16 protein-coding genes and 1 tRNA gene are annotated in these 14,924 nt (G+C 68.5%); 13 read left to right on the plus strand and 4 right to left on the minus strand.

All coding sequences use genetic code 11. The annotated features are described in order from the left end of the window. The 7 genes from D6682_04855 to D6682_04885 all read left to right on the plus strand — a co-directional run. Positions 1 to 2,950 (plus strand): PAS domain S-box protein (locus D6682_04855; GenBank protein RMH51289.1); only part of this gene is annotated, 2,950 nt, incomplete at its 5' end. A 105-nt stretch (positions 2,951 to 3,055) separates the two neighbouring features. Then, complete coding sequence (gene ysxC / locus D6682_04860) at positions 3,056 to 3,652, plus strand: ribosome biogenesis GTP-binding protein YsxC (protein RMH51290.1); 597 nt, start codon at positions 3,056 to 3,058, stop codon at positions 3,650 to 3,652. 26 nt (positions 3,653 to 3,678) lie between these two features. Continuing rightward, a complete protein-coding gene (locus D6682_04865; protein RMH51302.1) occupies positions 3,679 to 4,098 on the plus strand; it encodes a YjbQ family protein in 420 nt (139 codons plus the stop codon). Next, a complete protein-coding gene (locus tag D6682_04870) occupies positions 4,095 to 4,454 on the plus strand; it encodes a divalent-cation tolerance protein CutA (GenBank protein ID RMH51291.1) in 360 nt (119 codons plus the stop codon). The genes D6682_04865 and D6682_04870 overlap by 4 nt, the downstream gene beginning before the upstream one ends. A gap of 69 nt (positions 4,455 to 4,523) precedes the next feature. Continuing rightward, on the plus strand, positions 4,524 to 5,060 hold the full coding sequence (locus D6682_04875; protein ID RMH51292.1) for an inorganic diphosphatase: 537 nt from the start codon (positions 4,524 to 4,526) through the stop codon (positions 5,058 to 5,060). A gap of 241 nt (positions 5,061 to 5,301) precedes the next feature. After that, positions 5,302 to 6,459 carry a citrate synthase gene (locus D6682_04880; GenBank protein RMH51303.1) on the plus strand — a complete coding sequence of 386 codons (1,158 nt, stop codon included), beginning with the start codon at positions 5,302 to 5,304 and terminating at the stop codon, positions 6,457 to 6,459. 268 nt (positions 6,460 to 6,727) lie between these two features. Continuing rightward, positions 6,728 to 6,964: a hypothetical protein gene (locus D6682_04885; protein ID RMH51293.1), complete on the plus strand. Its 237-nt coding sequence runs from the start codon at positions 6,728 to 6,730 to the stop codon at positions 6,962 to 6,964. Positions 6,965 to 7,018: 54 nt separating this feature from the next. Here the strand turns inward: D6682_04885 and gatB are convergent, their stop codons facing one another. The 3 genes from gatB to gatC all read right to left on the minus strand — a co-directional run bounded on the left by gatB (position 7,019) and on the right by gatC (position 10,363). Continuing rightward, positions 7,019 to 8,449 (minus strand): Asp-tRNA(Asn)/Glu-tRNA(Gln) amidotransferase subunit GatB, encoded by a 1,431-nt coding sequence (gatB, locus tag D6682_04890; protein ID RMH51294.1) that lies wholly within the window; start codon positions 8,447 to 8,449, stop codon positions 7,019 to 7,021. Between the two features lie 157 nt (positions 8,450 to 8,606). After that, entirely contained in the window at positions 8,607 to 10,088 is a 1,482-nt protein-coding gene (gatA, locus tag D6682_04895; protein RMH51295.1) for an Asp-tRNA(Asn)/Glu-tRNA(Gln) amidotransferase subunit GatA, read from the minus strand. After that, entirely contained in the window at positions 10,085 to 10,363 is a 279-nt protein-coding gene (gatC, locus tag D6682_04900) for an Asp-tRNA(Asn)/Glu-tRNA(Gln) amidotransferase subunit GatC (GenBank protein RMH51296.1), read from the minus strand. Before gatC ends, gatA begins: the two co-directional genes overlap by 4 nt. A gap of 172 nt (positions 10,364 to 10,535) precedes the next feature. On the opposite strand from gatC, the gene D6682_04905 reads away from it, so the two are divergent. The 6 genes from D6682_04905 (at position 10,536) to D6682_04930 (ending at position 13,724) form a co-directional block, all read left to right on the plus strand. After that, a complete protein-coding gene (locus tag D6682_04905; protein RMH51297.1) occupies positions 10,536 to 11,237 on the plus strand; it encodes a DNA repair protein RecO in 702 nt (233 codons plus the stop codon). Between the two features lie 172 nt (positions 11,238 to 11,409). After that, positions 11,410 to 12,123: a pyridoxine 5'-phosphate synthase gene (locus D6682_04910; GenBank protein ID RMH51304.1), complete on the plus strand. Its 714-nt coding sequence runs from the start codon at positions 11,410 to 11,412 to the stop codon at positions 12,121 to 12,123. Continuing rightward, positions 12,120 to 12,506: a holo-[acyl-carrier-protein] synthase gene (gene acpS / locus D6682_04915; protein RMH51298.1), complete on the plus strand. Its 387-nt coding sequence runs from the start codon at positions 12,120 to 12,122 to the stop codon at positions 12,504 to 12,506. The genes D6682_04910 and acpS overlap by 4 nt, the downstream gene beginning before the upstream one ends. Then, positions 12,496 to 12,861, plus strand: coding sequence for a membrane protein insertion efficiency factor YidD (gene yidD / locus D6682_04920; GenBank protein RMH51299.1), 366 nt, complete (start codon positions 12,496 to 12,498; stop codon positions 12,859 to 12,861). The genes acpS and yidD overlap by 11 nt, the downstream gene beginning before the upstream one ends. A gap of 32 nt (positions 12,862 to 12,893) precedes the next feature. After that, on the plus strand, positions 12,894 to 13,319 hold the full coding sequence (gspG, locus tag D6682_04925) for a type II secretion system protein GspG (protein RMH51300.1): 426 nt from the start codon (positions 12,894 to 12,896) through the stop codon (positions 13,317 to 13,319). Between the two features lie 328 nt (positions 13,320 to 13,647). After that, positions 13,648 to 13,724: transfer RNA gene (locus D6682_04930), tRNA-Pro, on the plus strand. 70 nt (positions 13,725 to 13,794) lie between these two features. On the opposite strand, the gene D6682_04935 is transcribed toward D6682_04930, so the two are convergent. Next, complete coding sequence (locus D6682_04935) at positions 13,795 to 14,901, minus strand: AI-2E family transporter (protein ID RMH51301.1); 1,107 nt, start codon at positions 14,899 to 14,901, stop codon at positions 13,795 to 13,797. Positions 14,902 to 14,924 lie beyond the last annotated feature (23 nt).

Raw genomic sequence — 14,924 nt, forward strand, 5'->3', positions numbered from 1 at the left:
CCACCTGGCCCGGGTGGAGAACCTCGCCGCCGTTCCGCTGGTGGCCGAGGCGCTGCCGGCGCTGGCCCGGGCCTACCGCCGGGGGGTCGACTCGGCCGAATACCGGGAGACGGCGGCGCGCTACGGCGATTTCCTCACCGGATATCTGCACCGCTGGGGCTACTACGACCTCTTTCTGATCGGCAGTGACGGGGAGATCCTCTTCACCGTCAAGCACGAGTCGGACTTCGCCACCAACCTGCTGCATGGCCCCTACCGCCACAGCGGCCTGGCCCGGGTGTTCCGCGCCGCTGTGCGCCAGATGGAGACCGGCAACAGCAAATTCGCCTACTACCCGCCGTCGCGGGAGGCGGCCGGCTTCGTCGCCGTACCGGTGCTGCACCACGGGCGGCTGGTCGGGGTGGTGGCGTTGCAGTTCGATATCGAGGCCTTCTACCGCGTGGTCGGCGACCTGACCGGGCTGGGCGACAGCGGCGAGGTGGTGGTGGGCGATGAGGTGGACGGTCGCATCCTGATCACCGCACCGCTGCGCCACGACCCGAACGCGGCGTTCCAGCGGACGGTGGGACAAGCCGGCGGGGCGGCGCTGCCCATCCGCGCCGCCGCGCGGGGGACGAGCGGCATGGGCGAGATGGTCGACTGGCGCGGCCGGCCGGTGCTGGCGGTGTGGCAATACCTGCCGGCGCTCGACTGGGGCATGGTGGTCAAGATCGACGCCGACGAGGTCTACGGCCGCTGGCAGGGGCTGCAGAAAGAGATGATGGCATTGTTCAGCGCCGCGCTGATCATCGCTTGCCTGCTGATCTACCTTTTCGCCCGGCTGCGCAGCCAAAGCCTCGAACGGTTGACCGCCTTCGCCCGAAGCTGGCGGCCGGGGGCATCGACCGCCGAGCTGGATGCGCTCACCGGCATCGGCAACGAGGTGGGGGTGCTGGCCCGGTCGCTGGGCGGAACCATCGAAGGGATCGAGGCGGCGCAGCGCGAACAGCAGCGGCTCAATGAAGCGCTCGCCGAGCAGAACCGGCGGCTCGACGCGCTGGTCGCCGAGCGTACCGCCCGGCTGCGCGCGGTGCTGGAGCACGCCGCCGACGGCATCGTGGTCGCCGACCGCGCCGGCGTGATCCGCCAGGCCAATCCGGCGCTGGCCCGCATCTTCGGCTACGACGACGCGGCAGCGATGGTCGGCATGGAGCTGACCGAGCTGATGCCCGAGGCGTACCGGGCGCGGCTGCAGGAGCGCGCCGGCCAGGAGGCGCTTCCGCCGGTCGATCTGGCGGTTGAGCTCGAGGGGCGGCGCCGCACGGGGGAGAGCGTCCCGCTCGAAATCCGGGTAACCGAAATGGAGGTGGGCGGCGAACGGCTCTACCTGGGGATGGTGCGCGACATCAGCGCCCGCCGCCGGCTGGAGGAGGAGCAGCGCCGGCTGGCCGCGGCGGTGGAGCATGCCGAGGACGCCATCTTCGTCACCGACGCCGATGGGGTGATCCGCTATGCCAACCCCGCCTACGAGCGCCTCTCCGGCTACAGCGCCGGCGAGCTGCTCGGCAGGACGCCGGCCATGGTCAAGAGCGGCGAGATGAGCCGTGCGTTCTACCGCAAGATGTGGCCGACCATCCTCGCCGGCCGCCGCTGGCGCGCCGAGTTCGTCAACAAGCGCAAGGACGGCACCCGCTACGAGGTCGACCAGTCGATCTCGCCGATCAAGGACGACGCAGGCCGTCTGGTCGGCTTCGTCTCGGTGCAGCGCGACATCACCGATGAGAAGAAGCAGCGCGAGCAGCTCGAGCACACCCAGCGGCTGGAGTCGCTCGGCGTGCTGGCCGGCGGCATCGCCCACGACTTCAACAACCTGCTCACCGCGATCATGGGCAATGCGGCGCTGGCCCGCATGCGGCTCGATACGACCCATCCGGCGGTGAAGATGCTCGACCATGTCGAGCAGGCCAGCGAGCGGGCGGCGGCCTTGTGCAAGCAGATGCTCGCCTATTCGGGCAAGGGCAAGTTCGTCGTCGAGGCGGTCGACCTGAGCGCCCTGGTCGAGGAGATGACCTCGCTGCTGCAGGTCTCGATCAGCAAGAGCGTGGTGCTGCGGCTCGACCTGTCGCGCCAGTTGCCGCCGATCGAGGCCGATGTGGCGCAGATGCAGCAGGTGGTGATGAATCTGGTGATCAACGCCTCCGAGGCGATCGGCGAGAAGAGCGGGGTGATCACCATCCACACCGGCGCGATCGAGGTCGATCAGGCCTACATCGAGACCACCTACCTCCAGGATCGCATCCAGCCCGGCCGCTTCGTGGTGCTGGAGGTCTCCGACACCGGCTGCGGTATGGACGAGGAGACGCAAAAGCGGATCTTCGACCCCTTCTTCACCACCAAGTTCACCGGCCGTGGGCTGGGGATGAGCGCGATCCTCGGCATCGTCCGCGGCCACCACGGGGCGATCAAGCTCTACTCCGAGCCGGGCAAGGGGACCACCTTCAAGCTGCTCTTCCCCTGCGCCGCGCTCGATCCGACGGCAGGCAGCGCCGCGCGGGCGGCGACGGCCAGTGGAGAGGGGATGGCGCAGGGTTCCGGCACGGTGCTGGTGGTCGATGATGAGGAGACCATTCGGGTCACCGCCGCGGCGATGCTCGAGGATGTCGGCTTCACCGTGCTCACCGCCGCCGACGGCGCCGAGGGGGTGGAGCTCTTCCGCGCCCACCACGAGGAGATCCGCGCCGTGCTGCTCGACATGACCATGCCGCGCATGAATGGCGAGGAGGCGTTCCGCGAGATGCGGCTGATCGATCCGACGGTGCGGGTGGTGCTCTCCTCGGGCTACAACGAGCAGGAGGCCACCAGCCACTTCGCCGGCAAGGGGCTGGCCGGCTTCATCCAGAAGCCCTACGCGCCGGAGGCGTTGCAGCAGAAGATGGTGGCCATCGCCATGGCCGGGGCGGATGGCGCGTAGGGCGGGCGAGTTGTCGGTAGTCGGCAGGAGCGGATTCCCATCCGCGAACCGTAGGAGCGGTCTCCTGACCGCGAACGGCGATGGCGCCCACGAAGCGCGGGTGCGTTGAGCACGAGGCTCAACTGGCCGCGCACCGAGTTCGTGCTGTCGGTCGCCCGGCTCTCCCAGTTCCCGCGCAGCGGAATGCCGTCGGTCGCCGTCGCCGGCGCCTCCAATGTCGGCAAATCGTCGCTGCTCAACGCCCTCTTCGGCCGTCGCGGGCTGGCCAGGAGCTCCAAGCGCCCCGGCTGCACCCGGCTGCTCAACCTCTTCGCCGTCGATGAGCGGCTGTTGATGGTCGATCTCCCCGGCTACGGATTCGCCCGCGCGGCCAGGCGCGAGCAGGCCGGCTGGGGGCGGTTGATCGAGGGCTACCTCACCGCCGAACAGCGCCCCGACCGGGTGTTGCTGCTGCTCGACATCCGCCACGGCCCCAAGCCGCACGACCTGCAGTGGATCGCGTGGCTCAACGCGGCGGCGATCCGCTGGATCCCGGTGGCCACCAAGGCGGACAAGCTCTCCGGCAACCGGCGGGCGGTGCGGCTGCGGGAGATGTGCGCGGCGCTGGGCGGCATGCTGCAGCCGCTGCCGGTCTCGGCGCTCAAGGGCGATGGCATCGAGATGCTGCGCGGTGTGATTGAACAGGAGGTTGGAATCGAGTGAACGATTCGGGATTGAGCCATCAGAGCCTGCGACAGCAGCACGACACCCTGACCGTGGCGACCGGCGGCCGCGGCTGCCACCCGATCGGCGACCGGGTGCAGGCGGCGGTCGCAGCCAGCGGCATGCGCTGCGGCGTGGCCCACCTGCTGGTGCAGCACACCAGCTGTTCGCTCATGATCCAGGAGAACGCCGACCCGTCGGTGTTGCGCGACATGGAGGCCTTTCTCGCCCGCATCGCCCCCGACGGCGATCCGGCCTACCGCCACGCCAGTGAGGGCGACGACGACATGGCCGCCCACATCCGCATGGCGCTGACCCAGGCGGCGCTGTCGATCCCCTTCGTCGACGGTCGGCTGCGGTTGGGCATCTGGCAGGGGATCTTCCTCTACGAGCACCGCTATGCGCCGCACCAGCGGCGGGTGGCGCTCCACCTGATCGGCGCATGAGGGATCGAGAGGGGCGCGGCGGGGCGGCATTGGAGGAGGCGCGGCTGATCCTGACCACCGTCGACGATGCACAAGCCGCCGAGCGGCTGGCCTGCGGGCTGGTCGCCGAACGGCTGGCCGCCTGCGTGCAGGTCTCGTCGCCAGTGGTCTCCCACTACCGCTGGCAGGGGAAGCAGGAGCAGAGCCGCGAGCTGCGGCTGGAGATCAAGCTGCTGCCCGCAACCCTGGATGCGGCGCTCGACTGGCTGGCGGCCCACCACCCCTACGACACGCCGGAGCTGATCGTGCTGCCGGTGCAGGCTGCGCGACGCTACGCCGACTGGATGAAGTTGGAGCTCGCCGCGGGGGGGCAGTAGCCTTGGCCGGAGGTGGATCGGCGGCGGTCCGGACGGTTTGCACCGGAGAAAAACGGAAGGAGCAATCTATTGGATATCAGTAAGATTCCGGCTGGGCGCGACGTGCCCGACGAGGTCAACGTGGTCATCGAGGTGCCGCAGCACGGCGACCCGATCAAGTACGAGCTGGACAAGGCATCGGGCGCGGTCTTCGTCGACCGCTTCATGCATACGGCGATGCACTACCCGTGCAACTACGGCTTCGTGCCCAACACCCTGTCGGAGGATGGCGATCCGGTCGATGTGCTGGTGGTGAGCAGCTTCGCGCTGATGCCCGGCTGCGTCATCCCCTGCCGGCCGGTCGGGGTGCTGCTGATGGAGGACGAGGCGGGCAGGGACGCCAAGGTGGTGGCGGTGCCGGCGCCGAAGGTGAAGCCGGTCTACGACCATGTCCGGGAGGTGGAGGACCTGCCCGACTTCCTGCTGGGGCAGATCAAGCACTTCTTCGAACACTACAAGGATCTGGAACCGGGCAAGTGGGTCAAGGTGACCGGCTGGGGCGACCGTGCCACTGCCCGCCGCGAGATCGTCGACGCCATCGCCCGCTTCGAAGGACGGGGGGGATGACCGTGAAGCCGTCATAACAGATCACACCGCAAAAAGTCCCTCCATGGACTTTTTGCTTGACGGCGATCGAAGAGCGCGGTCTTCGATCGCCTTACAAAACAGTCGCTTGCATGCGCAAGATCCCGTTTTGTAAGGCCGTCCATGGCCGCGATGATGGTTTCTTGCGAAACCATCATAACAAACGATCGATTGTCGGATGAGGAGTGACGCCGCCATGGAGGGCGGCGTTGCGATCGGTGCCATGAACAACGAGCAGCAGATTCCCTACTCTCCCGGGCTGGCCGGAGTACCCGCCTGCGAGTCGGCCGTCTCTTCGATCGACGGCACCCACGGACGGCTGGAATACCGCGGCATCGACATCGAGACACTGGCCGAACACTCCAGCTTCGAGGAGACGTGCTGGCTGCTGCTCCACGGGCGGCTGCCCCGGCGCGAGGAGCTGGCCGCTTTCGACTCCGGCCTGCGCCACCACCGGCGGATCAAGTTCCGTATCCGCGACATCATGAAGTGCTTCCCAGAGTCGGCCCATCCGATGGATGCGCTGCAGGCCTGTGTCGCGGTGCTGGGGATGTTCTATCCGCTGCCGCGCTCCCTGGACGGTGAGCTGCCCGAGCCGCTGGTCGAGGAGGTCTGCCTGCGGCTGATCGCCAAGCTGCCGACGCTGGTCGCCGCCCATGCCCGCATGCGCAACGGCGACGACCCGATCCCGCCGCGCGACGACCTGTCGCACGCAGGAAACTTCCTCTACATGCTCACCGGCGAAGAGCCCGATCCGCTGGCCGAGCGGATCATGGACGTGGCGCTGATCGTCCATGCCGAACACACCATGAACGCCAGCACCTTCGCCATGCTGGTGACCGCCTCCACCCTGGCCGACCCCTACACCGCGATCAGCGCCGCCATCGGAGCGCTCTCCGGCCCGCGCCACGGCGGTGCCAACGAGAGCGTGCTGGCCATGCTCGACGAGATCGGCAGCGTCGAGCGGGCCGAGTCCTACCTGCACGAGAAACTGGAGCGGCGGGAGAAGATCGTCGGGCTGGGACACCGCATCTACAAGACCAAGGATCCCCGCGCCACGCTGCTGCAGCGCCTCTACGGGGAGATGGTGAGCAAGTTCGGCCCCGACCCGACCTACGAGATCGCCCGCCGGATCGAAGAGCTCTCGGCCGGCACGCTGGGGAAGAAGGGGGTCTGCCCCAATGTCGATTTCTACTCGGGCATCGTCTACCGCAAGCTGGGCATCCACACCGACCTGTTCACCCCGATCTTCGCCATCGCCCGCGTCGCCGGCTGGCTGGCCCACTGGAAGGAGCAGCTCGGCCACAGCCGCATCTACCGGCCGAGCCAGATCTACGTCGGCGACCACCATCGCGAGTTCGTCCCGATCGACCGGCGCTGACCGGGGCCAGCGACCGACGCGTCGCACCGCAGGGGCGGGGCGTCGCACCCTAAAGTTCCTCCGCCCCCTGCCGATGAACCATGACACTCTGCGTCGAACGCGGGGTGCGCAGCCTGACGCGCGCCCGGCATCCGCGGCCAGGAGGGCCGCGCAAAACCGAAGCCCGCGCATGCTGACGACGGTTTTGTGAGGGAATCGAAGAGCGCGCCCTTCGATTGCTGTGAAGCAAGGCGACCATGGACGGACGTCTTGCGATCTCTGATCAAGGATGACCATCCGGCCGACCACGCCACTCGCCCTGCGCATCCTGCAACAGCATGAGCGAAGAAGGGAGATCTCCTTCGCCCGTGAAGCGCCGGCCAACGTGGTGGACAAGGTCTCGCTCTCGATGAGCAAGCGGATGGATGGGGGCGCGGAGGCGAAAGAGAGCCCGGCCGAACCGCGGACGGAGACCAGGCCGAAGCCGCTTCCACAGTCCTACAGCTACCGCAGCGGCCGACGCTGACCGCGCACCGACCATCGGCCGCCGGGAGCCCCGTTCGGGGAAGGGATTCCCCGGCTACTCCTTCCGCAACAACTGGCGCAGCCGCTGATTGACCAGCGCCGGGTTGGCCTTGCCCCGGCTGGCCTTCATCACCTGCCCGACGAAGAAGCCGAAGAGCCGCTCCTTGCCGCCGCGCCAGGCGGCGACCTCTTCGGGGTGGTCGGCCAACACCCGGCGGATCATGGCGTCGATGGCATCGCTGTCGCTGACCTGCTTCAGCCCCCTTGCCTCGATGATGGCATCGGCGGAGTCGCCGCTCTCGACCATCGCATCGAGCACATCCTTGGCGATCTTGCCGGAGATGGTGCCATCGGCGATGCGATCGAGCAGCGCGCCCAACGCCTGCGCGGAGACCGGAGAGGCGGTGATCTCGCTGCCCCGCTCATTGAGCCGGCCGAGCAGCTCGTTGGCCAGCCAGTTGGCGCAGCGCTTGGGATCGGCGTGGGCGGCGACCAGCGCCTCGAAGTAGTCGGCCAGCTCGCGGCTCTGGCTCAGGACGTCGGCGTCGTAGGCGGAGAGGCCGTACTCCTGCTCGAAGCGGGCGCGCAGCGCGGCGGGCAGCTCCGGCATGGCGGCGCGGATGCGCTCCACCTCGTCGGCGGTGATGCGCAGCGGCGGCAGGTCGGGCTCGGGGAAGTAGCGGTAGTCGTGCGCCTCCTCCTTGCCGCGCATCGAGCGCGACACGCCGGCGGAGGAGTCGAACAGGCGGGTCTCCTGCACCACCCTCCCGCCATCCTCGATCAGCTCGATCTGGCGGTGGATCTCGTAGTCGATGGCCTGCTTGATGAAGCGAAAGGAGTTGAGGTTCTTCAGCTCGGCGCGGGTGCCGAACGGCGTGCCCGGCCGGTGGACCGAGACGTTGGCATCGCAGCGGAACTGCCCCTTCTCCATGTCGGCGTCGGAGACCCCGAGAAATCGCACCAGTTGGTGCAGCTGCTTGAGGTAGGCCACCGCCTCGTCGGCGCTGCGCATGTCCGGCTCGGAGACGATCTCCATCAGCGGCACGCCCGAGCGGTTGAGGTCGATGTGCGACACCCCCTCCAACCCCTCGTGCATCGATTTGCCGGCATCCTCCTCCAGATGGATGCGGGTGATGCCGATGCGCTTCTCCCGACCGTCGACGCAGATGTCGAGGTGACCGTGCTCGACCAGCGGCAGGGGGAACTGGGTGATCTGGTAGCCCTTGGGCAGGTCGGGATAGAAATAGTTCTTGCGGTCGAAGCGTGACTCCAGGTTGATGGTGGCCTCGATCGCAAGGCCGGTGAGCACCGTCTTCTGCACCGCCTCGCTGTTGAGCACCGGCAGTTGACCGGGCATGCCGAGGCAGACCGGGCAGACCTGGGTGTTGGGTTCGGCCCCGAAGGCGGTGGAACAGCCGCAGAAGGCCTTGGTTTTGCTGTTGATCTGCACGTGGACTTCCAGTCCGATGACCGCCTCCCAGCTCATTTCCGATCACACCGCAACGCATCCTTCCATGGACGTTTTGCTCGACGGCAATCGAAGAGCGTGCTCTTCGATTGCCTTACAAAACCGTTGGTTGCCTGCGCAACCTCCGGTTTTGCACGGCCGTCCATGGCCGCGGATCCCGGCATCAGATGCCCCGTCATGCTTCCTCCCCGAAGCCGGCCGGCGACCGGCTGCTCCAGTCGGTCGCCTGCTCGTAGGCGGCGGCGGCGGTGAGGATGCGCCCCTCCCGCCATGGCGGAGCGATCCACTGCAGCCCCACCGGCAGGCCGTCGACGAAGCCGCAGGGCTGCGACAAGCCGGGCAGACCGGCGAGGTTGACCGCGATGGTGAAGATGTCCGACAGGTACATGGTCAGCGGGTCGTCACACCGCTCGCCCAGCTTGAAGGCGGTGACCGGGCTGGTCGGCGTGGCGATGAGATCGACCTGCTCGAAGGCCTGGGCGAAGTCGCGTCGGATCAGCGTGCGCACCTGCTGCGCCTTCTTGTAGTAGGCGTCGTAGTAGCCGGCGGAGAGGGCGAAGACGCCGGTGAGGATGCGCCGCTTCACCTCGGCGCCGAACCCCTCGTCGCGACTGCGGGTGTACATATCGCGCAGATCCTCGGGGTCGGCGCACCGCCGGCCGAAACGGACGCCGTCGTAGCGCGCCAGGTTGGCCGATGCCTCGCTCGGCGCGATGACATAGTAGGCGGCGACGGCGTATTCGGTATGGGGCAGCGAGATCTCCACGATCTCCGCCCCCAACGCCGCGCACTGCTCCAGCGCCGCATCGATGCAGCGCCGCACACCGGCGTCCATGCCATCGATGAAGTATTCGCGCGGCCGGCCGATGCGCAGCCCCTTCATCGATGGCGCCCGGCAGGCAGCGAGCCAATCCACGGCCGGCGCGTCGGCGACACTGGTCGCATCGGCCGGATCGTGGCCACAGATCACCGCCGCGATGCGGGCGGTATCCTCCACCGTGCGGGTCATCGGTCCGGCCTGATCGAGCGAGGAGGCGAAGGCGATGATGCCGCGGCGCGACACCCGGCCGTAGGTCGGCTTCATGCCGACGATGCCGGTGAGTGCCGCTGGCTGACGGATCGAGCCGCCGGTGTCGGTGCCCAGCGCGGCCGGCGCAAGATGCGCCGCCACCGCCGCCGCCGAGCCGCCGGAGGAGCCGCCGGGGATCCGTTCGACATCCCATGGATTGCGGCAGGGGCCGAAGGCGCTGGTCTCGTTGGAGGAGCCCATGGCGAACTCGTCCATGTTGGTCTTGCCGAAGAGCACCGCGCCGGCCTCGCGCAGCAGGGTGATGACGTGGGCGTCGTACGGGGCGCGGAAATCGCCCAGGATGCGCGAGCAGCAGCGGGTGCGTCCCTGGCGGGTGCAGAAGATATCCTTGATCGCCACCGGAATCCCCTCCAGCGGACGGGCGCCGTGGCGGGCACGGTGGCGGTCGGAGGCGCGCGCCTGGTCGAGGATCGCCTCGGGCTCGAACTCGACGAAGGCATTGAGCAGATCGTTGTGGGCCTCCACGCGGGCGATGTAGCGGGAGGCGATCTCCTCGGCGCTTGCCTCGCCGGCGTCGAGCGCGGCGATCAGCCGGCTCAGGGTGGTTGGGTATTGTGTGCTGCTCATTCGATCACCTTGGGCACCACGAACAGGCCGCCATCGGTCTCGGGGGCGCAGGCGAGCAGCTCGTCGCGGCGGTTGGTGTTGGTCACCACATCGGGGCGGAGGATCAGCGCGCTGTCGTGCGGGTGGGCGGTCGGCGCCACACCGCTGGTATCCACCCGCTGCAGGGTATCGATGTAGGCGAGGATCCGGTCGAGCTGTGGGCCGAGCTCCGCCGCCTCCTCATCGGTCAACCCGATGCGGGCCAGCGCAGCGATGTGATGGAGATCGATATGCACTGATCAGACCGTAAAACGTCCGTCCATAGACCTTTCGCTTGGCGGAGATCGAAGGAAGCGCTCGTCGATCCCCTTGCAAATCCGTCGCTTGCACGCGCAAACTCCGGTACTGCGCCGCCCTCCGTGGCCGCCGCGAAGGGGCGGATGGTAGCGGGCGGGCGCGGCAGCGTCGATGGTTGCACGGTCGATGGCGGCGGCTACGCTGGCGCCCATGCGCAGCCGGGCGGAGACGACCGATCAGGCGTTGTTGCTGCGGCGCATCCCCTTCCGCGAATCGTCGCTGGTGCTCCACCTGTTGACCCGCGACCACGGACGGATCGCGCTGCTGGCCCGTGGGGCGCGCCGGCCGTCCAGCCGCATGCGCCCCCACCTCACCCTGCTGGCTCCCCTCTCCCTCCGGTGGGTGGAGGCGCGGTGCAGCGGCATGGGGACGCTGACCGCCGTGGCGCGCGGACGTGAACTGCTCCCCCCCTCCCACCACCTGGCCGGCCTGGAACTGCTGGCGCTCGCCGCCCGCCTCTTTCATGAAGGAGACGGACACGGCTTCGCCGAGTGCCACCGCTCCCTCGCGCTGCTCGGCGGCTTCGTGCTGCCGGAGGCGGGATGGATCGCCGCGGCGCTGGAGCTGCTGCATCGCGCCGGATGGATCGACACGCTCGATCGCTGCTGGCGATGCGGATCCCCGGCCGATCGGCTCTTCTGGAGCGCCGGCGGCTGCCGTTGCGGCACTTGCCTCGCAGGGGCACGCGGCCGGGAGATCGGGCAGGAGCTCCGCCGTCCCCTTGCCGCCCGGGAGTTCCGGTGGGACGATGCGACCCTTGCCCAGGGAAGGGAGATCGTCCGGACACTGGTGCGGCGTCTGGTGGAAGGGTAGCAATCCGTGGCGACCGCCCGCCGACGGTGTGGATGGGCGATCCATTCCCGTTGCCAACAAAACCGTCGCATGCATGCGCACGCCTCGGTTTTGCGCGGCACGCCGGCGCCGTGACGATGGCATCGAAACCATCGGTGAAGATCCCGCAAAGGAGCAGTGGAGCAGCAGCATGATCAGACTCGGTGTCAACATCGACCACGTCGCCACCATCCGGCAGGCGCGCGGCACCGACTATCCCGATCCGGTGTCGGCGGCCCTCCTGGCCGTCGATGCCGGGGCCGATGGCATCACCGCCCACCTGCGTGAAGATCGGCGCCATATCCAGGATCGCGACATGGCGCGGTTGGCCTGGCATCCGCGCATCGGCCACCTCAACATGGAGATGGCGCCGACCAACGAGATGGTGGCCATCTGCTGCGATCTGCGACCGCAGGCCTGCTGCCTGGTTCCGGAGCGACGCGCCGAGCTGACCACCGAAGGGGGGCTCGACGTGGCCGGCCACCGGCCGCGGCTGGCCTCGGTGGTGGCCCGGCTGCGCGAGGCCGGGGTTCGGGTCTCACTCTTCATCGACCCGGAGCCGGAGCAGATCCGGGCGGCACACGATATCGGCGCACCGGTCGTCGAGCTGCATACCGGCAGGTACGCCAACCTGAACGGGAGGGCGCGGGAAGGCGAGCTCCGACGGCTGCGTGCGGCGGCGGCGCAGGCCGCCGATCTGGGGCTGATCGTCCACGCCGGCCACGGCCTGACCCGCAGCAACACGCCACCGATCGCCGCCATCCCCCAGATCGCCGAGCTCAACATCGGCCACGCCATCGTCAGCGAGGCGCTCTTCGTCGGCCTGCCGCAGGCCATCGCCCGCTTCCGGCGGGTGATGACCCGGTGATCATCGGGATCGGCGTCGATCGGCTGACCATCGAACGGGTGCGCCGGGCAGCGGACCGCTTCGGCCCCCGCTTCCGCAGGCGCATCTTCACCCGCGAGGAGTTGCGGCAGGCCGACGCCAAAGGCGATCCCGAGCGCAGGCTGGCCATGCTCTTCGCCGCCAAGGAGGCGGTGGCCAAGGCGCTGGGCACCGGTTTCCGTGGGGGGGTGACGGCCCGCTCCATCGAGACGATCCATCTGGAGAGCGGCGCGCCGCAGGTGCGGCTGCACGACGGCGCGGCACGGGCCGCCGCGCGGCTTGGGGTGCGGCGCCTCCATCTCTCCCTCACCGACGAGGCGGGGGTGGCGATCGCCTTCGCCATCGCCGAACACCATGACGGCTAGCCCCGCCGGGGCCGCCCGCCTCTACCTGCTGCTGGCGCTGACCACGCTGCCGCTGACCCTGCTCTGGCAACGGCTGCTCGATCCGATCCCGGCGCCGCAGCTCTTCCCCATGCGCTTCTTCCAGAATGTGGTCGGCACCCTCGACGGCCGCAAGTGCGGCGACTATCCGGTCTGCTCGCTCTACGCACGGCAGGCGCTGCGCAAACACGGGCTGGTGATCGGCTCGTGGCTGGCCATGGACCGCATCATCCACGAAGTGGGTGACCTCGAACGAGGCCCCTTCATCCTCTACCAGGGCGAACGGCGGGTCTACGACCCGTTGGCGCGAAATGATTTCTGGCTGGACGACCGGTAGCATGCCGCCTGCGCGCCGCGCGTCGTGACTGGATGATGGAGATGGCAATGAACCGGAAAAACGAACGGATGCGAGGCTTCACCCTGCTGGAGATCATGGTGGTGCTGATCATCATCGGGGTGCTGGCGGCGATGGTCGCGCCGCGCTTCATCGAACGGGCCGACGAGGCCAAGGTGGAGGCGACCAAGGCGCAGATGCAGAATATCGCCCAGGCGCTCAAGCTCTACCGGCTGCAGCACGGCCGCTACCCCACCTCGGCCGAAGGGCTCAACGTGCTGGTGCAGCCGGACAAGGAGGGCAAACGCTACCTCGACCGCCTGCCCAAGGATGGCTGGGGCCACGATTTCGTCTACCTCTCGCCCGGCGTGCATGGCGACTTCGACCTCCTCTCCCGCGGCGGGGACGGCCGCCCGGGGGGCTCGGGTTTCGACGCCGACATCGGCAACTGGCAGCAGTAGCCCACGACGCGCTCCATCCATGATCACACTGCAAAAAGTCCGTCCGTGGGCTTTTTGCTTGACGGGGATCGAAGCGCGGGCGCGGCAATGCGTGCCGCACAGCGCCTGTGGGGTTGCATCGACCGACGACTGATAAACTTCCGTAGGGCAACCTGCGATCGGAGCGCGAAATCCGGCCCTGTTGCCGATCGGCCGCCCGGTCATGCGGGCGAAAGGAACGCGTAGGAGGCCGGTCGCCCTCATCGATTTGTGCCGGCTCGGCCTTCTCCCTACCATTCGCCGCCCGCCGCGCCCCTGCGCGGCATCCAAGCGGTTCGGACGTACCCATCGGGGTGTAGCTCAGCCTGGTAGAGCGCCGTCTTCGGGAGGCGGAGGCCGGAGGTTCAAGTCCTCTCACCCCGACCACTTCGCACCGCCGGCCGGAGCGGTCGGCGCCGGATGACGGCGCGGCATCCCGACCCGGGGCGCCGCATGTTCAGCCGCGAAGCGCGATCTGCTCCGCCTGCCGCTGTAGACCGCGGATCAGCGAGCGGTGGATCACCTTGAGCGAGAAGAGCAGCGGCACCGCCAGGATCAACCCGAAAAAGCCGAAGTAGTAGCCGCCCAGCATTACGCTGACCATCACGGTGAGCGGATGGAGGTTGGCCGATCTGGCCACGACCTTCGGGATCACGTAGCTGTTGTCGAAGGCCTGCGCGGCGAAGATCACCGCCAGCGCCAGCACGATCGCCTGCACGCTCGGGTGGTCGGAGATCAGCACCACCACCACCGGCGGCACCTTGGCCATGGCGATGCCGAAGAAGGGGATCATGTTGAGCAGGCCGACCAGCCCGCCGAGCAGCGGCGCGTAGTCGACGTCGACCAGCCAGAAGCCGAAGGTGCAGATCGCCGCCATGATCGTCGCCTGTGTGGCCACCCCGCCGATGTAGTTCATCAACTGCCGGGCGGCGCGGGTATAGACGATCCAGCCGAGCTCGAAGTAGCGGTTGGGCAACAGTTGCATCACCTGGTTGCGCAGCCGGCCGAAGTCGCAGAGCAGAAAGAAGGTGATCAGCGGGATCATGAGCAGGGAGGCGGCCACGTCGGCGAAAAAGGCCCGCATCTGCGCATGGATCCGGGCCAGATGGTCGCCCACGCCGGCCAGGATCGACCGGGCCAGGGCATCGGCGTCCACCCCACCCATGCCGTAGCGGGTCAACAGGCCGTTGGCCTGCTCGATCACTCCGACCAACCGCTGGTCCAGCCCCGCGGTCCGATGCAGGATCTGATGCACCTGGTCGGTCACCACCGGGTAGAGCACCGCCCCCATCCCGATGAGGAAGAGGGTGGCCACCGCCATCACCACCACCACCGACCGCGCCGTGCTCCAGCCCATCTGGCGAAAGCGGTTCACCGACGGGGTGAGCATGGCGAAGATGGCCAGCGACAAGGTCAGGGAGAAGAGCAGCGGGCGCAGCAGGAAGAGCAGACCACCGACCACCACCACACCGGCCAGCAGCAGCAGCGTGGCGCGGACCGCCGGGCGGCGATGCCAGGCCGAGCGCCGATCCCCTCCCGACCTGCGCTCCCGCATCACCGGCACGGCGCATCCTCCTGCCGGTGCGC

Source organism: Zetaproteobacteria bacterium (assembly GCA_003696765.1).
In the GTDB taxonomy this organism is placed as follows: domain Bacteria; phylum Pseudomonadota; class Zetaproteobacteria; order Mariprofundales; family J009; genus RFFX01.